Origin of the sequence: Pseudomonas sp. FW305-28 (assembly GCF_017351395.1) — a bacterium.
GTDB lineage: Bacteria > Pseudomonadota > Gammaproteobacteria > Pseudomonadales > Pseudomonadaceae > Aquipseudomonas > Aquipseudomonas fluorescens_AA.
In genome coordinates this window covers 1-19,641 of the sequence record NZ_JACNDD010000125.1, presented here as the reverse complement: position 1 = coordinate 19,641, position 19,641 = coordinate 1, and the positions used below count along the sequence as shown (strand labels likewise).

16 protein-coding genes, 1 rRNA gene and 1 pseudogene are annotated in these 19,641 nt (G+C 62.6%); 4 read left to right on the top strand and 14 right to left on the bottom strand.

Annotated features, from left to right (window positions below):
* The 3 genes and pseudogenes from J4E53_RS23510 to J4E53_RS23500 form a co-directional block, all read right to left on the bottom strand.
* Nucleotides 1-301: pseudogene (locus J4E53_RS23510) on the bottom strand (hypothetical protein); the annotation flags it as partial.
* The gene (locus tag J4E53_RS23505; protein WP_060739771.1) at nucleotides 298-870 is read right to left on the bottom strand and encodes an RNA polymerase sigma factor; all 573 of its coding nucleotides are present in this window, start codon (nucleotides 868-870) and stop codon (nucleotides 298-300) included. The gene J4E53_RS23505 and the pseudogene J4E53_RS23510, both read right to left, overlap by 4 nt.
* 177 nt (nucleotides 871-1,047) lie before the next feature.
* A complete protein-coding gene (locus tag J4E53_RS23500; protein WP_103310353.1) occupies nucleotides 1,048-2,724 on the bottom strand; it encodes a VWA domain-containing protein in 1,677 nt (558 codons plus the stop codon).
* A gap of 208 nt (nucleotides 2,725-2,932) precedes the next feature.
* On the opposite strand from J4E53_RS23500, the gene J4E53_RS23495 reads away from it, so the two are divergent.
* Nucleotides 2,933-3,544, top strand: a complete 612-nt coding sequence (locus J4E53_RS23495) for a hypothetical protein (RefSeq protein ID WP_060739773.1) — start codon at nucleotides 2,933-2,935, stop codon at nucleotides 3,542-3,544.
* Between the two features lie 10 nt (nucleotides 3,545-3,554).
* Nucleotides 3,555-4,142: a hypothetical protein gene (locus J4E53_RS23490; RefSeq protein ID WP_060739774.1), complete on the top strand. Its 588-nt coding sequence runs from the start codon at nucleotides 3,555-3,557 to the stop codon at nucleotides 4,140-4,142.
* A 142-nt stretch (nucleotides 4,143-4,284) separates the two neighbouring features.
* Here J4E53_RS23490 and J4E53_RS23485 read toward each other — a convergent pair whose 3' ends face one another.
* Nucleotides 4,285-5,286: a zinc-dependent alcohol dehydrogenase family protein gene (locus J4E53_RS23485; RefSeq protein WP_103310352.1), complete on the bottom strand. Its 1,002-nt coding sequence runs from the start codon at nucleotides 5,284-5,286 to the stop codon at nucleotides 4,285-4,287.
* 107 nt (nucleotides 5,287-5,393) lie between these two features.
* Here J4E53_RS23485 and J4E53_RS23480 point away from each other — a divergent pair, with 107 nt between their 5' ends.
* A complete protein-coding gene (locus J4E53_RS23480; protein WP_103310350.1) occupies nucleotides 5,394-6,272 on the top strand; it encodes a LysR family transcriptional regulator in 879 nt (292 codons plus the stop codon).
* Between the two features lie 9 nt (nucleotides 6,273-6,281).
* Here J4E53_RS23480 and J4E53_RS23475 read toward each other — a convergent pair whose 3' ends face one another.
* From J4E53_RS23475 to J4E53_RS23465, 3 genes are all read right to left on the bottom strand, one after another.
* A complete protein-coding gene (locus J4E53_RS23475) occupies nucleotides 6,282-7,595 on the bottom strand; it encodes an MFS transporter (RefSeq protein WP_103310348.1) in 1,314 nt (437 codons plus the stop codon).
* A gap of 38 nt (nucleotides 7,596-7,633) precedes the next feature.
* Nucleotides 7,634-7,807: a hypothetical protein gene (locus J4E53_RS23470; RefSeq protein ID WP_163006770.1), complete on the bottom strand. Its 174-nt coding sequence runs from the start codon at nucleotides 7,805-7,807 to the stop codon at nucleotides 7,634-7,636.
* 154 nt (nucleotides 7,808-7,961) lie between these two features.
* A complete protein-coding gene (locus J4E53_RS23465; RefSeq protein WP_060739778.1) occupies nucleotides 7,962-8,522 on the bottom strand; it encodes a YbhB/YbcL family Raf kinase inhibitor-like protein in 561 nt (186 codons plus the stop codon).
* A gap of 138 nt (nucleotides 8,523-8,660) precedes the next feature.
* Here J4E53_RS23465 and J4E53_RS23460 point away from each other — a divergent pair, with 138 nt between their 5' ends.
* Nucleotides 8,661-10,193, top strand: a complete 1,533-nt coding sequence (locus J4E53_RS23460; RefSeq protein WP_103310347.1) for an apoptosis inducing factor family protein — start codon at nucleotides 8,661-8,663, stop codon at nucleotides 10,191-10,193.
* A gap of 201 nt (nucleotides 10,194-10,394) precedes the next feature.
* Here J4E53_RS23460 and pgaD read toward each other — a convergent pair whose 3' ends face one another.
* From pgaD to rrf, 7 genes are all read right to left on the bottom strand, one after another.
* On the bottom strand, nucleotides 10,395-10,901 hold the full coding sequence (gene pgaD, locus J4E53_RS23455) for a poly-beta-1,6-N-acetyl-D-glucosamine biosynthesis protein PgaD (RefSeq protein WP_060739780.1): 507 nt from the start codon (nucleotides 10,899-10,901) through the stop codon (nucleotides 10,395-10,397).
* Nucleotides 10,898-12,253: a poly-beta-1,6-N-acetyl-D-glucosamine synthase gene (gene pgaC / locus J4E53_RS23450; protein ID WP_103310345.1), complete on the bottom strand. Its 1,356-nt coding sequence runs from the start codon at nucleotides 12,251-12,253 to the stop codon at nucleotides 10,898-10,900. Before pgaC ends, pgaD begins: the two co-directional genes overlap by 4 nt.
* 1 nt (nucleotide 12,254) lies before the next feature.
* The gene (gene pgaB / locus J4E53_RS23445; RefSeq protein WP_103310344.1) at nucleotides 12,255-14,252 is read right to left on the bottom strand and encodes a poly-beta-1,6-N-acetyl-D-glucosamine N-deacetylase PgaB; all 1,998 of its coding nucleotides are present in this window, start codon (nucleotides 14,250-14,252) and stop codon (nucleotides 12,255-12,257) included.
* A 12-nt stretch (nucleotides 14,253-14,264) separates the two neighbouring features.
* Nucleotides 14,265-16,745 carry a poly-beta-1,6 N-acetyl-D-glucosamine export porin PgaA gene (gene pgaA / locus J4E53_RS23440; RefSeq protein WP_103310342.1) on the bottom strand — a complete coding sequence of 827 codons (2,481 nt, stop codon included), beginning with the start codon at nucleotides 16,743-16,745 and terminating at the stop codon, nucleotides 14,265-14,267.
* Nucleotides 16,746-16,991: 246 nt separating this feature from the next.
* Complete coding sequence (locus J4E53_RS23435; protein ID WP_103310341.1) at nucleotides 16,992-18,497, bottom strand: YdgA family protein; 1,506 nt, start codon at nucleotides 18,495-18,497, stop codon at nucleotides 16,992-16,994.
* Nucleotides 18,498-18,654: 157 nt separating this feature from the next.
* Nucleotides 18,655-19,290 carry a hypothetical protein gene (locus J4E53_RS23430; protein WP_060739785.1) on the bottom strand — a complete coding sequence of 212 codons (636 nt, stop codon included), beginning with the start codon at nucleotides 19,288-19,290 and terminating at the stop codon, nucleotides 18,655-18,657.
* A 176-nt stretch (nucleotides 19,291-19,466) separates the two neighbouring features.
* A 5S ribosomal RNA gene (gene rrf / locus J4E53_RS23425) occupies nucleotides 19,467-19,582 on the bottom strand.
* Between the last annotated feature and the right edge of the window lie 59 nt (nucleotides 19,583-19,641).

The window sequence follows — 19,641 nt, the reverse complement described above, 5'->3', positions numbered from 1 at the left end:
CGGCGGAAAACTCCATCGAGGCGGGTGAGGCCAGTTCCTCGTGGGGCACGGGTGAGCGCAATACCAGGCCGATCATTAGCGCCACGCCGGCGACCGTGGCGAATGCCATTTGCCAGCGCGGCCGTTGGCAGGCTTGCAGCCAGCGTTGCCACAGGCTTGGCGTGGGTGTCGGTGCTTCGCGACGGGCGGTGGCCAGGATGAAGGCGTCCAGGGAGGCCGGCGGCTCGCCGCTGGTGTGTTGGCGGAAATGCTCGATCAGCACTTCGTCGTTGGGATCCGGGGTGTGTTTGGCGTCGATCATGCGGGTACCTCCTCGGCCAGCAGTCGCTGCAATTTCTGCTGGGCGTAACGCAAGCGGCTTTTGACCGTTTCCAGCGGGGCACCGGTCAGGGCGGCAATCTGTGGCAGCTCCAGGTCGCCATGCAGGCGCAGCAGGAAGACCTCTCGCTGATCCTCGGGCAAGGCCTGCAATGCGGCGTCGAGACGCGCCTGGTCGCGGCTCAGGCTCAGCTGTTGCTCGGGGCTGCCGGTGTCGTCGGGCTGGACGTGCAGTTGCTCGTCATAACTGTCGTGCAGCGGGTTGTGGACACCCTGTCTGCGCCAGTGGTCGATCAAGCGGTTGCGGGCAATCTGGAACAACCAGGTACGAAAACTCGCCCGGCCTTGTGGCTGGGTGGCGCTGCGAATCAGGCTGAGCCAGGTGTCCTGGAAAACTTCCTCGGCCAGCTCGGCTTTGTTGCTCAAGGACAGCAGGAAACGGTAAAGCCCTTGCCGATGACGGGCGTACAGGACTTCGAAAGAAGCCCCGTCGCCATTGCGGTAGCGGGCCAGCAGCGATTCGTCGCTGGGAGAATCAAGCGCAGCGGGCATGTGGGGGGCGAACTCCTTTCCGGTCATTGCAACACAGTCCTGGCAGACAACAACGTACCCCTGTGGGAGCGAGCTCGCTCGCGATGGCGTCGGATCAGTCAATGACGAACATGATCGGTCTACTGCTATCGCGAGCAAGCTCGCTCCCACATTGATGATCCTCGTTTGTAGTCAGGCTCAGCGCTTGGCCGCAGGCTCAAGGCTCTGGGCCAGTTCCACCAACTGCACAAACTCCGAGCGCAGCCCAAACGGATCATCACCGCGGGCCGAGCGCGCCAATTGCGCAGTGTCCTTCAAGGTCATCGTCCCAGTGTAGCGTCCATCGCCCTTGAGCTGTTGGGCGAAGGCGGCAACAGCGGCCGAGAAACGCAGGTCATCGCTGGGCTTGCGGTCGTTCTGCACGCTGGCAATGGGATGTTCGATCAATCGACTGCTTCCGCCCTCGGCCGGCTTGTAGCGTACGCGCAACATCGCCAATTCGCCTGACGTGCTCTGCGACTTGGGCGTGCTGGCATAGCGCAGCGGTTCCAACCAACCCGGCGCCCCCTTCGGCACGATTTCATACAACGCCGTCACCGTATGCCCGGCGCCGATCTCGCCTGCGTCGACCTTGTCGTTGTTGAAATCCTCACGCGTCAATGCGCGGTTCTCATAGCCCAGCAGTCGATACTCACTGACCTGGGCGGGGTTGAACTCCACCTGCAACTTCACGTCCCGGGCGACCACCGCCAGGGTGGAACTGAGCTGGTCCACCAGGACCTTGCGCGCTTCGAGCAGGTTGTCGATGTAGGCGTAGTTACCGTCACCGGCGTCGGCCAATTGCTCCATCAGGTGCTCGTTGTAGTTATCCACACCGAAGCCCAGGGTCGTCAGGGAGACGCCGCTTTTACGCTGGTCCACCGCCATCTGCTTGAGGCTGTCGAAATCACTGACACCGACGTTGAAGTCGCCATCGGTGGCCAGCAGGATGCGGTTGATGCCTTTGGCGATGAAGCTCTCCCGCGCCATCTGATAGGCCAGTTCGATACCCGAGGCACCTGCGGTGGAACCACCGGCGTCGAGTTGATCAATGGCGTTGCGGATTGCCGCCTTGTCGCGGCCCGAAGTGGGCTTGAGCACCACCCGGGATTCGCCGGCATAGACCACCAGGGACACCCGGTCCTGATCGCGCAATTGGTCCACCAGCAGTTTCAGCGTGCTCTTGACCAGCGGCAGGCCTTCGCGACGGTCCATGGAGCCGGAAACGTCCACCAGGAAGACCAGGTTGGCCGGCGCCAGGTCCGCCACGGCGCGGTCACTGGCCTTGATGCCGATGCGCAGCAAACGGGTGTGGGGGTTCCACGGTGAGGGGGCGACCTCGGTGGTCACGCCAAAAGGTGAACCGTCGCTGGGCAGGGCGTAGGCGTAAGGGAAGTAGTTGACCATTTCCTCCAATCGCACAGCCCCTTCGGGCGGCAGGCTACCTTGGTTGAGGAACCGTCGCACATTGGCATAGCTGCCGGTATCGACATCCACGCTGAAGGTCGACACGGGTGTTTCGGCCACGCTATGGATGGGGTTGTCCGGCAACTTTTCGTACTGTTCACGCGGTTCGGCACGGTAACCCGCGGCGATGGCATCGTTCGCAACGCTGGGAGCGGGCATTGATGCCGGCTTCATGAGCATGCGCTTGACCGTCGACTGGGGCCCTTGGGCGATCTCGCCTTGCGGCACCACGCTGGGCGCCACAGGCACCGGTTCGGAGGGCTGGGCAGCCTCTCGGGAGGAAGACAACCCACAACCGGCCAACGCCACCAGCAAAGTCACGGCGAAGCCTTGGGCAGCAGGACGCATAAAGGGAAATGGACGGGACATGGGCTGAACCTCGTGAATGAATGATTCGTACACAGGCTCAGACGCAAGGCACGCGCGGTTCGGGTTAACCGGTCGAAATTATTTTTCCGGCGGCTGACAACCCTCGCCATTTTCCTCTACAGCCCCTTGATACCTTTGCGGTTTTCCCTCAAGTTACCGCCCCCCGAGTCGAGACACTAAAGTGCCATCAACCCTATAAGGACATTCCGTGTTCAAAACGCTCCTCAAGGCCAGCGCCCTGGTCGCCACCCTATCGATGACCGGCTGCGTGTCCTACACCGTCACCGGCCCGGTGGGCGCCCCGCAGCACCCTGCTCCCGTGAGCAGCCCGCGTATCGCACAAATCGCCGATGTCGCCGTGACTGCACCCGATGTCAACGATGCGACCCGCACGGCCATCAGCCGCTCGCTCACGGCCCAGCTCAATCAGTACGTACAGACCGGCGGCTACTTCAAGCAGGTCACCGAATACCCGACGCGCCTGGGCGAGAATGACGTACTGCTCAAGTTCGACATGACCTCCCTCAAGGGCCATCGCGCCCCGCACCCAGGCTACTTCCCCGGCGCGTTGCTGACCCTGACGATCTGGATCTGGGTGAACGGCCCGATCTACGTCGACAGTTTCGATGTCGCCGGCAACCTGAAGATCGTCGACCGCGACGGCAAGGAACTGGCAGCGGCCAAGGAAGAGGTCAAGCTCGAGCGCAACGTTGGTTTGTACGGCCGCGAATACTGGGCGCCGACCATGGGCGCCCAACAGCTGAATCAGTTGGTCGCACAACTGCTGGACACCGCCACCGCGCGCCTGGCCAAACAATAAGGAGCAACACATGATGGGTTTCATCAAACACAGCCTGGTACTGGCCGCCGTCCTGCTGACCGGTTGCGTGTCCTACTCGCAACACGAATTGCCCGACGTGAAGACCTGGCCGCCAGCCGCCGCCACGCCAGCGGCCAAACCCAGCGCCTTCGTGCGCACCACCGCGCAGAACCAGGTCAACAGCGGCCCGGCCGTTGCCGCCTCGGGCGCCCAGGCCACCGCGTGGGAAACCTCCGTGGCCGAGACGTTCCGCGACTCCGGACGCTTCGCGCGGGTCAGCACCGACAAGGTCGAGTCGGACATCTACGCCGAAGCCACCTTGAGCAACAACGAGCAGTTCAGCATGGCCTCGGCCATCATCACCGGCGCGACCTTCTTCGTGATCCCGTCCACGGCCGAAAACACCTTCACCCTCGAAACGGTGTTCAAGGACAAGGACGGCAAGGAACTGGGGCGCGTGCAGAAGAGTGAATCGGTGCGCACCTGGATGCACTTGGTACTGATCTTTGGCATTCCGTTCCAGCAGGACACCCGCGACGTGGTGCAGGCGCTGACACGTAGTACGTTGGAAGAGGCGGTGCAGCGGCGGTTGCTGTAACACCACCCGTTGGCGTCACAGTGGCGAGGGAGCCAGCTCCCGCCGGGCTGCGAAGCGGCCCTTGCATGGGTGCTTCGCACTCAAGCGGGAGCAAGCCCCTCGCCACAGATCATTTCAACCTTGGACAGTATTGCGACCCACCTCACTCAGCCCCGATTTCCACCACGGTTTTTCCTTTCCCACGCCCCTCGGCTACCTGCGCAAAGGCCTCATTGACCTCCCCCAGGCCAAACCGGGTTTGATCCACCTTGATCCGCAACACTCCGGCCTCAACCAATGCGGCTGCCTCGCGCAAAATCTGGCCATGGTGCTCGCGTCCCTTTCCGGTCAGCAGCGGCAGCAATGTAAACACTCCGGAATAGCTCGCTCCCCGGAACGACAACGGCGCGAGGCTGTGCTGGCCCCAACCGAGGCAGCTGAGCACATGGCCGGTGTAGGTTTTTACCGCGTTGAATGAAGCATCCAGGGTCGAGCCACCAACGGTGTCGTAAACGATGTCGAAGCCTTCGCCATCGGTGTACAGGCGCACGTAGCTGTCAGTGTCCTGGGTCCGATAGTCGATGGCTGAGGCGCCCAGTTCGCGGATGAAATCCAGGCTGCTGGCCGAACCCGTGGCGTAGACCTCGGCGCCCCGGGCCTTGGCGATTTGCACGGCCATTTGGCCGACGCCGCCCGCGCCGCCATGAATCAGCACCTGTTGCCCGGCCCGGACGTTGGCGCGGTCTACCAATCCTTCCCAGGCCGTGATGAATGCCAGTGGCAAGGCGGCCGCATCGCGCATGCTCAATGAGCGGGGCTTGGGCGCAATCAGGCGGGCATCGACCGCGATGTACTCGGCCAGCGCGCCTTGCGCCCCGCCGATTCCGCCGGCCATGCCGAATACCTCGTCGCCAGGTGCGAAGTCATCCACGCCTTCGCCCCGCTCAACCACCGTCCCGGCCAGGTCGATCCCCAATACGGCGGGCAACGGCTGGCGTGCATGGGCACCGCCTCCCGCCGCGATCTTGGTATCCAGCGGGTTGATTCCGGCGGCATGCACCTTGATCAATACCTGGCCTTTGCCGGGAACGGGACGGGCGATGGAACGGACAATCAGCGGCGCCTGAGCGGTTTCGGCAACGGCGGCGAACATGGTGTTGTTCATGACGGTAAACCTCCAATAAGTGGGCAGGTTCATCATGCGAGCGAAGACGCATTCCGATAAGTGAGCAACAATGGATAGGATTTATTCCAGACAGAGGCCAAATCCTGATGGATCTGCTCGATGCAATGCAGGTGTTCGTGCGCGTGGTGGAGCGCGGTTCGTTCTCGGCGGTCGCCAGGGAGCTGAACCTGGGCCAACCGGCGGTGAGCAAACAGATCCGTGCATTGGAGCAACATCTGGGCGGGGCGCTGTTCGCCCGCAGCACTCGCCATCTGGCGCTGACCGATCAGGGACAGCGCTTCTACACCGAGAGCAAGGACATACTCGCCAGCGTGGACGCCGCGCGGCTCAGTTTCGCCAGTGGCCAGGAACAGATCGCCGGCCTTCTGCGGGTGGCGGCGCCCGTCAGTTTCGGCCGGTTGTGTATTGCGCCCCTGGTGGGCGAGTTCCTGGCGCGTCACCCACAGCTTCGTATCGACTTGAGGCTGAGCGACCAGAACGAAGATGTATTGAAGGAAAACATTGACCTTGCCATTCGCATCGGCGTGGTGAAAAACGAAGAGCTGGTGGCGATTTCCCTCGGTGATAGCCCGCGCCGGGTGTACGCATCTCCTGCTTATCTGCAACAGCACGGCACGCCCCTCGAACCGGCCGACCTGGCCCGCCATAACTGTTTGGCATTCACGCTGCTGGAGCATTACGACGTCTGGCGATTCGAGCAGGATGGCCGACAGCACAGCGTAACGATCAAGGGCAACGTCACCTGCAACAGCAGCGAGGCGATCCGGGAAATGGTGCTGTCGGGCCTGGGCGTTTCGCTTTCACCGCAGTGGTTGTTCGCAGCCGATGTCCGCCAGGGAACCGTCTGCCCCCTGCTTGCCGATTACCAACCGCTGGCGCTGCCCATCAGCGCCGTGTTCAGTCTCGACCGACGCCGCTCGGCACGAACCCGAGCCTTTGTGGATTTTTTGCGCGAGCGTCTTTGAACAGCCGGATCAGGACTCACAGGCCAATGACGGCTGCGCAGCCTTGCCATGCCGTCCCGGGAAATACGCCGCCGCAGCCACGCCCACCGCGCCCATCACCACGCAATACCCCACGCACACCCACGGGCTCCACGGCACCAGGGCGATCAGCATCAACGGTGTCATGCTGGCCCATAGCGCATAGGCGATGTTGTAGGTGAGCGAGATGCCCGACACGCGGATCTTCGGCGGGAACAAGCTGACCATCACCGACGGCACCGCGCCGACCACACCGCAACCCAGGCCGGCCACGGCGTAGGCCAGGCCCAGCCAGGCGCTGCCGCTGATCAGGCTGGCGTAGAGCACGGCAATGCCCAGGGGCAGCAGCAGGCTGTAGAGCATGACGGTGCGCCAGGCGCCGATGCGGTCGACGATGAGACCGGCCAGGACGCAGCCGATGTTCAGGAAGACGATGCCCAGGCTGCTCAGGGCGAAGGTGTGGCTGGGCGTCATGCCGAAGCTTTTCTGCATCACGGTCGGGGTGATGACCACGAACACCACCACGGCAGAGGTCAGCACGCAGGTCAGGATGGCGGCGGGCAGCAAGGCCTGGCGGTGGTCGCGCAGGACCGTGCGCAACGGCAATTCCGCAGCGCCTTCGCGATCGGCTTGCAGGGCCATGAAGATCGGCGTTTCGCTCAGCCAGCGGCGCAGCCAGACGCCGATCACACCGAAGACGCCCCCCAGCAGGAACGGCAGGCGCCAGGCGTAATCGAGAATCTCCGCCGGCGTGTAGATCCGCGCCAGCGCCGTAGCGGTCAGGGCGCCCAACAGGTAGCCGAAGGTCAGGCCGGCCTGGAGGAAACCCAGGGCATAGCCGCGATGATGCAGCGGCGCGTGTTCAGCCACGAATACCCAGGCGCTTGGCACTTCGCCGCCCACGGCCGCGCCCTGCAGGATACGCAGCGCCAGCAGCAACAACGGGGCGAAATAGCCGATTTGTGCGTAGGTGGGCATCACCCCGATGAGCAGGCATGGCAAGGCCATCATCAGGATGCTCAGGCTGAACACTCGCTTGCGCCCCAGGCGATCGGCAAAGTGCGCCATGAGAATGCCGCCCAAGGGGCGAGCCAGGTAGCCGGTGGCAAAAATCCCGAAGCTTTGCAGCAAGCGCAGCCAATCGGGCATTTCCGGCGGGAAGAACAACTGGCTGAGGGTCAGGGCGAAGAACACGAAGATGATGAAATCGTAGATCTCCAGCGCGCCGCCCAAGGCGGCCAGGCCCAGGGTCTTGTAATCGGATCGGCTGAATCGGTCACCGGGTGGAACAGGGGTGGCAGTCATAGGCGGATTTGAACGATAAGTTGAAAGAGGGCGACGGCTCAGTCGTCGCGATCAGTGTCCACCGGTTGAACCGGTGGCTGGCCTGGCTCGGCGTCTTCGGCCTCGTCGGCAGGCAGGAAATCCTTACGGCTCTGGGCAATGGCCCGGCGTATTTCGTCGCCCTTGGTGGGGCAGTTCAGGAGGCGGGCGATGCCGTCGGGTTTCTGCGTCATCGCCATCCTCCGGCATGAGTGAACAGGGGCTCGATAGTGCTCGCTTTTGGCGCGTGACGCCAATTTTGTGTCTGGACGGCGCCATTGTGGCGGGGGCTGCTTTGCAGCCCCGCGGGGATAAATCCCCTCACCCCAGAGGTTTGCGCTGTTCGGGTCAGCGGTGGTAGCGGCGCACCACGCTGCTGTTGCGCAGGACGTGACCTTTGATTTTTTCCATCAGTTGGGCCCGGGTGAGGCCGGCGGGGAAGGCTTCCGGCGGCAGGTCCAGGGCGAAGAGCTGGATCAGGTAATGGTGAGCGCTGTCGCCGATGGGCGGGCAAGGGCCGATGTAGCCGTGGGTGTTCTTGCTGTTGATGCCGCTCATGCCTTCCAACGAGGACTTGGTTCCGGCGCCCGCTGGAATCTGCCGGGTGGTGGCCTTGATGCCGTAGTGGATCCAGTGGTCGACACCCTGGCCCCTCTGGCCGTCCGGGTCCAACATGACGATGGCGTAGCTGAGGGTGCCCGGTGGGCCGGCGTTCCAGCTCAAGGCCGGGGAAATGTTCTTGCCACCACAGGTGTTGGCGTCACTGGCCGCCGCCGCGGTGAAGAGGCGGTCGTCCGACACGCCGGGGATACTGAGGGTAAAACGCTCCTCCGCCTGGGCTGCCCCTTGTGCGCACAGCACCAGGGCGACGGCCGCCAGCCAAGGGGTGAGAATGTTCAATCGAGTCATACCGGGGCACCTTGTGCGTGTCTGGCCATGGACGGCTTGCGAACTATAGCCGCAGCTTCGCCAAGGGTGCAGTGACAATTATGCTGAACCTCGTTCCGGCCCTCGACTCCAAAGGGAAACGCCTGCCGGAGAACGCTCATGTCTCTGCATCAAGTCGCCCGTTTCGCCGATGTTCGCGAAGACCACGGCCTCGAAGTCAAAATCCACGACACGTCCATCCTGTTGCTGCGTTCAGGCGATCAGGTACGCGCATTTCAGGGTAAGTGCCCCCATGCCGGTGCCCCACTGGCCAAGGGCGCGGTGTGTCATGGACGGCTGATTTGCCCGTGGCACAAGGCGGCGTTCCGGGCTGAGGACGGCGCCCTGTGCGAGCCGCCAGCCCTCGACAGCCTGGCGCGCTATCACGTCGAAGTGCGCGGCGATGACGTCTGGGTCGATGACCAACCGCTGCCGGCCGATAAAATTCCGCCGGCCGATGACGCGCGCACCTTTGTCATCATCGGCGCCGGAGCGGCGGGCACGGCTTGCGCGGCGGCGTTGCGGGAGAAGGGGTTTGGCGGCCGGATCCTGTTGATCGACCGCGAAGCCGAAGCCGGCTACGACCGTACGGTGCTGAGCAAATATGTATTGGCCGGCGACATGCCGGTCAACGAGACGGCACCGCTGCGCGATGAAACTTATTTCACCCAGCAACGCATCGAAAGGCTCCACGGCGAGGTCACCCATTTGGACCCCGGTGCCCGGCAAATCCAGCTCGCCGATGGCCGGCGCCTGGACTATGACGCCGCGCTCATTGCCACCGGCGGGGAGCCGAAGACGCCAGCGCTGCCCGGCATCGATTTGCCGCAAGTCTTCGTGCTGCGTTCGATCGCCCATGCCCGGCAGATTCTCGACACTGTGCGACCAGGGCAGCGGGCGGTGATCATTGGCGACAGTTTCATCGCCATGGAGGTGGCCTCGTCCCTGCGCAAGCGCGAGCTGAGCGTCACCGTCTTGGCCCGACACCCGGTGCCATTCGCCGCGCAATTGAGCGAGAGCGTCGGCCAGGCCATCCTGGCCCGGCACCGGGCCAACGGCGTGGCGTACCAGAGCGACGGCGAAGCGGCACGGATCGAGGGCACGCACAAGGTCGAAGCCGTGGTGCTGGATAACGGCCAGCGTTTGGCTGCGGACCTGGTGATCGTCGGCATCGGCGTGCACCCGGCCACCGAGCCGTTTGCCGGGTTGCCACGGGAACAGGACCAGTCGCTGTCCGTTGACGCTGGCATGCGTGTGGCTGATGGCTTATGGGCCGTGGGCGATATCGCGACGTTCCCCCTCAACGGCACGCCTGTGCGCATCGAGCATTGGCGCTTGGCCCAGCAACAGGCGCGCATCGCCGCCGCGAACATGCTCGGCGGCGACGAGCGCTATCTGGACGTGCCGTTTTTCTGGACCTATCACTTTGGCAAACGCTACGACTACCTCGGGCACGCTGAACATTGGGACGAGGTGGAATTCAAGGGCACGCCCGAGCATCCGCCCTTTATCGCCCTGCTGGGCAAGGACGGCCTCGTCGCCGCCGCCGTGGCCTGCGATGAAGGCCGGGCCATGGCAGCGCTGGCCCAGCGCATGAAGCAACCGTTGCCGGTGGACGAGGCGTGGCGGCTGGTTCGGGATTTCTCGTCGTAGATCTGCCCCACACCCCAAATCCATGTGGGAGCGAGCTTGCTCGCGATAGCGGTGGATCAGTCACTTCAATGTGGCTTACGCGACGCCATCGCGAGCAAGCTCGCTCCCACAGTTTTGTCTTGTGTTGACCGAAATATCCGCCACAACCCCAATCCCTCTGTGGGAGCGAGCTTGCTCGCGATGGCGGCGGGTCAGCTTGCATCAATGTACAGACTGATCGGCCGGCAAGTGGATAACCCGTGGTCGCTCCAATGGCGCCAGGGGCGGTGGCTGCAAATCCGGGCTGAGCAAGTGGAAATGCGGCACGACATGGCTGATGTCACCGTCCTGGTTGTTGTGGATGATCTTCGAGCCGGGCTGGCGCAGCGTGTCCAGGCGCTCGCCGGTCAACTTGAAACTGGCGCTCAAGCCCTGGTCATCCACCACTGGCGCCGGCAGTCGGCGCTGGGCGAAGCTGCGGCTTTTGCGCTGTTGATAACGCGCCCAGGTAATCAGTAGCACCGCGTTGACCAACGCGATCCACCCATAGACCTGCAAAGTCCCCAGTGTGTCGAACAGCGACCCTCCCAGGCGCGGGCCGGCTTGGCTGTCGAGCAGCGGCCACAGTCCGTTGACCAGCAAATACAACAGCCCCACCCACGCCAGCACGGTGAAAAGCGCATCGATGACCACCAGAAAAGGTCGTTGCCGGGTCCTGACAATTTTCATCGGATCACTTCCTCTTCCTGATCATCGAACGGTTTGATACCGCGATCCGGACTGATCCAGCGCGCACGCTTCTGATGCTGCCCGAACAGCACTTTGGGAAAGCTCACCAGGGTGGTGAAGAGGCTGATCAGCCAGAACACCAACGGGTACCAGACCACCCAGAACATGATGTGCCACAGGCCTTTTTCGTAGCGCCGATCGATCAGGATGCTCACCGCGAACTGCAGCAGGCACACCACGGCCAGCAACAGGCCGGTGAAGGCTGGCGGCATCAGGTGATCCACGGCGATGGCCGCTGGCATTTCGACGAATTTGCCGGCGCCCCAGAAGATCACCGACAGCAGGAAGGTAAACGCCCAGCCGGTGGACAGGCAGTATTCGAACAGCAGCGGCCACAGGTAGCGATGGCGGTATTGCCAGATGCCACGGATGTTCTTGAACAGCACCTCGGCGCCCCCCTGGGCCCAGCGCAGGCGTTGCCGCCACAGGCCGCGCAAGGTTTCGGGCATGAGGATCCAGCACAGCGCGCGCGGCTCGTAGAAGATGCTCCAGTGGTCCAGTTGCAGCTTCCAACTGATGTCGATGTCTTCGGTGATCATGTCCGGGCTCCAGTAGCCGACCCGGTGCAGGGCGGTGCGACGGAACGCAACGATCACGCCGGACACGGTGAAGATCCGCCCGAAGACCCGCTGGGTCCGCTTGATCAGGCCGATGATCGAGGAAAACTCGCCAACCTGGACCCGGCCTATCAAGGTCGAGCGGGTACGGATGCGCGGGTTGCCGGTCACCGCGCCGAGGCGGGCGTTGTCCAGCATCGGCGCCACCAGGTAAGCACAGGTGTTCGGCGCCAGCAGCGCGTCACCGTCGATGCACACCAGGTATTCGCTGCGCGCCGCGATGGCCCCCATACGCAGGGCCACAGCCTTGCCCTGGTTTTCCGCCAGGTGCAAGACGCGCAGGCGCGGGTCTTCGGTCGCCAGTTGATCGAGCATCTGGGCGGTGTTGTCCTTGGAGCCGTCGTTGATGGCGATGACTTCGATGTTCGGATAATGCTGCCCCAGCGCCGCGTGAATGGTGTCGGCAACGTTGTCGCCTTCGTTGAAGCACGGGATCAGGATGCTGATCAGCGGCTCGCCCGCCAGGGGCGGTGGCAAGGTGTCGTCCTTCCACGGCCAGTGGCGTTCCCAGTGCAGCCAGAAATACAGGCCACCGGCAATCCACAGCCCGGACATGAACAGCGGGTAAAAGAACACGAAGTCCATCAGGAATTGCCCGGTGACCAGGAAGATCAGGCCCAGGGGCACCCCAAGGACGATCGCCAGCACCAGCAGGGCGAGCAGTCTGTCGAGCATGTCAAGGATTCCACTTGTTGGAGAGCGCCGGCCGCACGGTTTTCACGGCGGGCTGGTCTTCGATGAAGTTGTCCGGGTAGTAGCCGAAGCTGGTCACGCCCTGGCGCTTGAGGCGCCCCATCCAGTCGGCCAGGAGTTCGCCGTCGATGTCGGTCACCGGTTGGCTGTCCCAATCTCGCGCCTGCAACTCGAACACCGTGCGCTTGAGTGCACCGGGCCGGCTTTTGACGGTCTGGACCAGACGTTCCAACCATGGGCCGGACTGTGCGCGGGTCTGCTTTTCCATCAGCGGCATGGCCATCGGTGCCGTCCAGTCATAGGCGCCGAGGAAATCGTCGAGGTTCTGGGCGAACCAGGCTTCGCTTTGCGGGTTGAGCATCGGTTCGGCAAAGATATTGCGCGCCGTCAGCACCTGCGGACCACGAATCGCCCGGACCTTGGCGGTCAGCTCATGGGTGAAGTCGATCAGGTAGCGGCTCTTGAAACGGGTCCAGCGTTGCATCGCCGCAGGATCGTCCCGCAAGGCGGCGATGGACGTCGGCAAACCGTGGGCGGCATAGACTTTCAGGGCCGCGGGGCTGGCATCCTCGAAGTCGGAGAACACCGCGTCGTCATGGTACAGAACGCCATCCAACGAACTCATCCGCGCCAGGTCCTCGTAGAGCTCGCCGATGACCTTGCGCACGTTCGGGTCGAACGGCGACAGGCGCACGTATTGGTCCGGGGCGACGCCGGTCTTGCCGGTTTCCGGATCCCAGCGCTGTACCCGTGGCAACTTCGCGTCCAAGGCAAAACTGAGCACTGGCATCCAGGCATAGACCTTGGCGTTGGCCCGAGTGCGCAGTTGCCAGGCGACACGGTCGAACAGGTCGGCCCGTACTGGCAGGTGACGGTTGGGGAAGTACAACGAGTGCACCAGACCATCGCCTTTGGGATCGGCAAAGGCTTGCAGGAACACCGTATTGGCGCCCAGGTCGGAAATGCGCTGGACCAACTTGCCGACGTTGGCTTCCTGCTGCACCGGGTCCGGGTCGTAGACGTAATCCAGATCGACATGCACCACGCGCATCGGGTCCATTGTCTGCACCGAGACGATGCTTTCGGCGAAATGGGCGCCATCCGGATCGGACGCTACCAGGAAGCGTGGGCCACTCATCAGGTTATCCAGGCTGTCGAGGCCGTCCTCCAGGGTCAGGGCCATTTGATAGCCCTCGCTGCCAATCACCTGCAACGCAGTACCGTCGGCTTCACCGTAAGGCCAGACCCAAACGCGCGGGCTATAACCGGCGACCTTGCGGATTTTCTCGGAAATGGCCGCCACGTCCTTGCGCAGGCGAGCCTGGAAATCGGCCTCGGTCTCATAGCGACCGGTGGCCGGATCGTAGCGCCGGGTCGTCGCCGCAGGTTGCTGGTTGCCTTGCGGGTTGGCGAGGATGCCTTTGTGATTGGCATCGGTGTGGGCGGCGATTTCCACCAGGCCCGATTTCGACACCTCGCGAATCTGCTCCCAGGTCAGGAACTCGGAACGCTTGCGCGGCACCCCGGCAAAATCCACCGTCTGGTTCAGCGGCGTATCGACCCAACTGCCGACCGGAGCCAGGATGGCCGGCCAGTTATAGGCACGCAGGATGGGCATGACGCGGGTATAGAAGCTCGAGTAGCCGTCGTCGAAACTCAGCAGCACCGCACGGGGCGGCAGTTCCGGGCCGCCATTGCGGGCCGTGATGATCTGGTCCACCGTGACCGGCTGGTAGTTGTTTTCCCGCAGCCACGCCAGTTGCTCGATCAGCCGCTCGGTACGCACGGCCACCAGCGCCTGGTCCGGGTCTCGGTCGTCGACATCATGGTAGGCGATGCCGAGCACATGGTTCTTCGGCCACGGGGCGTCGTTGGCCGCCAGCGGACGCTGCGAAGGCGGCGTGAACGCCGGGGCTTGCTGGGCACAAGCGCTGATCAGCAAGACTCCCAGCAGGAGGATGAATCGCGAAATGACAGGCATCTTCAAACTCTTCTAGAAGCGATAGGTGAGGTCGACAAGCAGGCGCAAATCGCTTTCGCGATCGCCGTCGTAGGGGCGGTTGAGCCAACTCAGCGCCGCACCTGCCTCCAGCACGTCGTTCCAGATGAAACGCTGGCCGTAGCCGAGCAATCCCATGGCCCCGGTGCTGTAGTCACGCTGGCTGTAGGTACCGGCACCGACCTGGAATTGCTGGCTCCACGTGGTTTCGTAGCGGCGATACAACACGTGGTTGGCGCTCACGGTCGGCATGACGCTGAAATCCGCTTTCGGGTTGAAATAGGGCACTTCGTTGGAACCGCTGTTGCGGCTGGCGCCGACTTCCAGACCCAGCTCCACTTGCAGGCGCGGGGTGCTGTAGATGCCCTCGCGGCCGGTCAGCTGGGTTTCGAGGCGGTTGTTGCCGTCACTGAAATGGGATGGGCTCAGCGCCAGTCGCCACTCGCGGCTTTCATTGGCCCGCCAGCGGACGAAACCACTCCCGCCGTTGGCGCGGATGCCGCTGTTGAGCGCCCGCAGCGGGGTATTGGCCGAGAGGTAATCCAGGCTGCCGCCGTATTGCCAGTGGTCGTCGATGTCTCGGGCCACGGCCACGCGCGCGCCCTGTTTGTCACCGGAGCCGTACGAGTGATTGGAGACCTCGGCCTCCAGGGTCATGTCCCGGGTGCGACGCTCCACGCCCAGGCGCTGCCAACGGTGGTGGCCGGTGCCTTCCTCGAAATCACCGGTGGCGTAGCCGGCACCGCCGAACAACCGCCAGTCTTCATCGATAGGCGGGCTGTAGAGCAGCGTTTCGATACCAAAGTCCCGGCTACCAGTGACTGCACCGGCGTCACCGTTACCCCCGCCATAGCTCTTGCCGGTGTAGGCCTCGATGCGCAGCTCGGCCATGTCGTGTACCTCGCGCTGGCGCTGCAGACGTTTGACATGGGCGTTTTCCGGGTAGCGGGCGACCACGTCGTCGGTCAGTGCATCCAGCTGCCGCCACTCCTGCAAATCCATGGCGGCGCGGGCCTGGGCGATTTCCAGGTCACGGTTGCGCGGAATCGTCGCCTCGACTTCTTTGAGCAGGTTTTCCGAACGGCGCGGCCAGTCGCGGGCCTGGTACAGATCGGCCTGGGCCAGGCGCATGCCAGTATTGCCGGGGCCCTGGCTGACCAAGGTTTCCAGGCGCGTTTCGGCAGAGGGCAAGTCGGCGCCATAAGTACCGGCCTGGGCGGCGAGTTGCTGGGCGTCCATCCATTCATCGTTGGGGTTGCCGATCGGCAGGCCCTTGAGTTCGATGCGCGGACGCTGGGCTTTCGCCATGTCTTCGGCCAGTGCACGGGCCTCTTCGGACTTTTCACTCTCCAGCAACGCATAGTAGAGCGCGGTGCTGTCTTCAAAACGCTCCGCGGGATCGGCATCCGGCGCGGTCAGGACCCGGCGGTACAGCTCGACGGCGATCTCCGGCTCACGCTGTTCCAGATAGGAAGAGGCCACCCAGCGCAGGGCATAAGTGGGAATGCTCACGCCCTCGGCGATCAGCTTCTGGTATTCGGCAATCACTTCTGCTCGACGGGCGCGGGCATTGAGCGCGCCCATGCGATCGATGCGCCAACGGAGTACGTCGTCATGGGCCTCGGTCACCGGGGTCCAGGTGGCGAGCAACTTGTCGTAGTCGGCCAGGGCGCGGTCGGCAATGACGAAGCGCTCCTGTTCGCTGCGACTGGCCATGTCCGCCAGGCGCACCCGCTCAGCGGCGACGTCACCCTCCAGGCGTCGTTGCACGCCACGGTCGATCAGCCCCGGCTGCAGGCGCGCCAGGCGCAGCGCCGGCTCTGGCAGCCGTGCGCGTTGCAGGGCGTAGATGTATTCACGCGCAACCTCTGGGCTGTTGCCGGCGCGCATGAAGGCCTGGTCGTATTCGAACAACGCTTCGTGGGGGCTGTTGGCACGGGTCAAGGCATAACCCAGCGCCAGTCGACGCACCGGATCTGTCGGCTTGGCAGCGACCAGGGCCTTGGCGCGGGTGACGGCTTCGTCGGGCTGGCCTGCATCGGCCTGGGTCAAGGCCAGGCCAAGTTGCAAGTCGGGGTTCTGGGGATCGATCACCAAGGCCTGGCGATACAGTTCCGCCGCCGAATCCCAACGCTTGAGGTTGCGGTAGGCACGAGCCGTTGCGGTCAGCGCCTGGACGGGCAGCGCTCGATTGCGGCCCTGGGTCTCATAAACCGACACCACCTCGCTATCGAGGCCGGCCCAGCTGGCGATCTGCAGGTGATCACTGATCTGCGCGGCGCTGGCCTGGCCGGCCGGTACCTGGCGCAACGCAGTCAGCGCAGGCGTGTAATGGCCGGCACGGGCGTCGAGCACCATTTGGTCATAGACGGTATCGGCAAACGCCAGCATCGGCCAGCACAGTTGGCTGCACAGCGCGACGCGAAACAACGGGCGCAAACCACGTTGAACAAAAGGACCCACAGTACGCGGCATTCGTCAGCATCCTTACATGGCCAGCCGGGTCGCAGTGCCCCCTTGCCCATCAAACAGGAAGCCGGATCAAAGGAATCCAGCCAAGCTCTAATGGGCCTAGTCTTGCACTCTCAGATGGGTCATCTTCAGGAACGCCACAATTCTTCAGAATCGATACAGATTTCGGCCCAGGGCTGATCGGTGGGCATAAAAAAACCCGGCCGTGCGTCATGCACGGGCCGGGTCTTGGGTGTGACTTGAACGGGCTTACTGGATGGCGACGCCGCCGCCCAGTTTGCTCATCACAAATGCCGAGAATTGTTCAACGGTCATTTTCTGGCCATTGAAATCGACCTGGTTGTTGGCGTAGTGCAACTTGGTGACAACGTCGTTGCCTTCAAGGGTCGCCAATTGAGTGCCGACGGCCATGGCGCTGAACATATCGCTGGTAGCGGTGGCTTGATCGGCGATCAGCTTGGCATCCGTCTGGCCTTCCATTTGTGCCTGCACGGTCATCAGGTCGACCAGCATCGGCTTGGAAACCTTGAGATTGAAATCCAGCAGGGCGAGCAACTGACGTCCCAATTCCTCCGGCGGCAGGTCCATGGACTGCGGCTTGGTCAGATCAACGATCAGGCTGGCACGGCTTTCACCGTTGGCGGTACTGAACGACAGATTTTCCAAGGCCACCTGCGGAGCACCGGCCAAGAGTTTTTCCAGATCGGCTTTGACCTGGGCTTCCTCAGCTTCGGTCAGGCTCAACTCTGGCGTCGGCTCACCGGCTGCAGCGGCTTCGGCGGCCGCTTTTTCGTAGGGCTGCAGCTTGGTCTGGTAGATCTGCATCAGCGACATGGTGGCCGGGATGTCCAGGTTCTTCAGGCTGACCGCCATCTGTGCCGACCCAATGGTCTTGTCGTTGAACGACAACTCACCGATCTTGTAGTCGGCACGCCCCGAAGCGCTGGTGCCGTTCTCGCTGCTGCTGTTCTTCATTTCGAAGTTCTTCAGGCCCAGCACCGACTTCGGCTCACCAAACGTGGCCTTGGTGCTGCTCATCAGCAGGGTGTTGTCACCCATGTAGTAACCGTATGAGCTTTTGCTCAGGTTACTGGCCAATGTCAGGCCATTCAGCTCGACCTGCACCGGCGTCTGATCTTCGGCAACGGTGGTCAACTTGAAGCTGTCCATGTAGCCATCGGCCTTGACCTTCTGGCCTTGGGCGCTGGCGGCCAGGTCGATCTTGAGACCGGAGAAGGTGAGCTGGGACTGCTCATCCAACTTGGTGTCCAACGGCAGCAGCTCATAGGTGCCGTTGATGGATTCGTCGTAACCCAGATTGACCACACCTTTGAGCGGCGACTGGTCCTTGGTCGCAGCGAACCACTTGTCAGTCAGCGGATTGCGCTCAAGAGCGGTGTGACTGGTGGCCATGACCGGCAGCCACTTGAGCGTAATCAAGCGCGAGAATGGCAGTGGGCCGTGCTCGATCCGGTCGACGAAGAGCAGCTCGACCGACTCGCCGCCGAATATCTCGCCTTCGCCTTTGAGACGGTAGTGGGCGGTGCTGCTGAATGTGCCACGGTCCATGGAAACCAGCTCCAGGGCGGCTGTGCTGTTGGACCCGGACAAGGCTGTCTGCATCTGCTTATTGCTATCGGCAATAGCATTTTTCAACACGCCCTCGAGTTTGGTCCCGGTGTACCAGGCGCCACCCGCGCTGATAGCACCGACAGCCACAACGATTCCCAGAAGTACGCTTGCTGATTTATTCATGAGTGACCCGATCGATATCCATGGTTGAAGAAAGCCGTCGTCTTCCCTGACCCGTCAAGGGGGTGGCTCGACGCCGCAAAGAGGAGGGGAGATTACCATCAGGCACCCCTGCGGGCCCAATGTTTATAGGGGTAAAAACGTTTTCTTGAGAGGTGGTCTACGAATATTGGACTTCGATCTCATCGAGCTGATGGTCGAAAGTCTTGAGGCGGGCCGTCCAGGTGTACACCAGCACTTCGAAATCGCGATTGATCACCGCCGCACCCGATGACTCTGCGCGCGAATCGCAAAAGTCCAGTTGATAGCGCTCCCGGGCCATGGCGTTAGCCACGTCGCACAATTCACGGGCGTTGTTGAGCCAGTGCCAGCCGTCCTGGGTGACCTGCTTGTCCAATGCCGCACACTGGACTTTCAGGGCTTCCAGGCTTTTTTCCAGCGGGGTACCGGTGAGCTCGCCCATGACCTCCTGGAATGTGCGGCCAGGCTGCCAGTAACTGCCCCAGAAATAACGGTCAAACACCGTTTCTACGCGGCGCAACGCTACCTTGGTGTCCCAAATCAGCACCAGGGTCTTGCCTTGCTCGAGGTGTTTTTTCTTGATGCGTTGGCCCTGAAGCGAAGCCCAGGCCACGATTGCGATGGATATCACGCCAATCAACGCTGCCGCGCTATCGAGGAACAGCAGCGCCTTGTCGATTTGATGAGTGAGCATGACGCCATAGAAATAAGTGGCCGAAAGCAGCAGCAATGCTGCGGTGGCGCACCAAAAGCCGGGAGCATAAGGGTTTTTCATTATTGGAATCCCCATGACCAGTGACGTCGTGGGCCCTCTTGGTCGCCAGAGCCCGACTCTCACAGCATAGCAACGGCATGGGGGGTTTGCCGGGGCATCAGAGGCTCGATCCGATTACTGGCCCAAAACGACAAAACCCCTGTCTGCGGAGGCAGACAGGGGTTCTGGGAATTCAATCTTGACGATGACCTACTCTCACATGGGGAAACCCCACACTACCATCGGCGATGCATCGTTTCACTGCTGAGTTCGGGATGGGATCAGGTGGTTCCAATGCTCTATGGTCGTCAAGAAATTCTGTGTCCGACCCGTTCAACAACAACGTGTCGGTAAAATCGATAATCTCTACTA

Coding starts and splice junctions, on each gene's coding strand:
- pgaD (WP_060739780.1), bottom strand. CDS start 10,901: ATGAAAATTGTCAGGACCCGGCAACGACCTTTTCTGGTGGTCATCGAT.
- pgaA (WP_103310342.1), bottom strand. CDS start 16,745: ATGCCGCGTACTGTGGGTCCTTTTGTTCAACGTGGTTTGCGCCCGTTG.
- J4E53_RS23500 (WP_103310353.1), bottom strand. CDS start 2,724: ATGTCCCGTCCATTTCCCTTTATGCGTCCTGCTGCCCAAGGCTTCGCC.
- J4E53_RS23490 (WP_060739774.1), top strand. CDS start 3,555: ATGATGGGTTTCATCAAACACAGCCTGGTACTGGCCGCCGTCCTGCTG.
- J4E53_RS23435 (WP_103310341.1), bottom strand. CDS start 18,497: ATGAATAAATCAGCAAGCGTACTTCTGGGAATCGTTGTGGCTGTCGGT.
- J4E53_RS23480 (WP_103310350.1), top strand. CDS start 5,394: ATGGATCTGCTCGATGCAATGCAGGTGTTCGTGCGCGTGGTGGAGCGC.
- J4E53_RS23505 (WP_060739771.1), bottom strand. CDS start 870: ATGCCCGCTGCGCTTGATTCTCCCAGCGACGAATCGCTGCTGGCCCGC.
- J4E53_RS23475 (WP_103310348.1), bottom strand. CDS start 7,595: ATGACTGCCACCCCTGTTCCACCCGGTGACCGATTCAGCCGATCCGAT.
- J4E53_RS23460 (WP_103310347.1), top strand. CDS start 8,661: ATGTCTCTGCATCAAGTCGCCCGTTTCGCCGATGTTCGCGAAGACCAC.
- J4E53_RS23485 (WP_103310352.1), bottom strand. CDS start 5,286: ATGAACAACACCATGTTCGCCGCCGTTGCCGAAACCGCTCAGGCGCCG.
- pgaB (WP_103310344.1), bottom strand. CDS start 14,252: ATGCCTGTCATTTCGCGATTCATCCTCCTGCTGGGAGTCTTGCTGATC.
- J4E53_RS23465 (WP_060739778.1), bottom strand. CDS start 8,522: ATGACTCGATTGAACATTCTCACCCCTTGGCTGGCGGCCGTCGCCCTG.
- J4E53_RS23470 (WP_163006770.1), bottom strand. CDS start 7,807: ATGACGCAGAAACCCGACGGCATCGCCCGCCTCCTGAACTGCCCCACC.
- pgaC (WP_103310345.1), bottom strand. CDS start 12,253: ATGCTCGACAGACTGCTCGCCCTGCTGGTGCTGGCGATCGTCCTTGGG.
- J4E53_RS23430 (WP_060739785.1), bottom strand. CDS start 19,290: ATGAAAAACCCTTATGCTCCCGGCTTTTGGTGCGCCACCGCAGCATTG.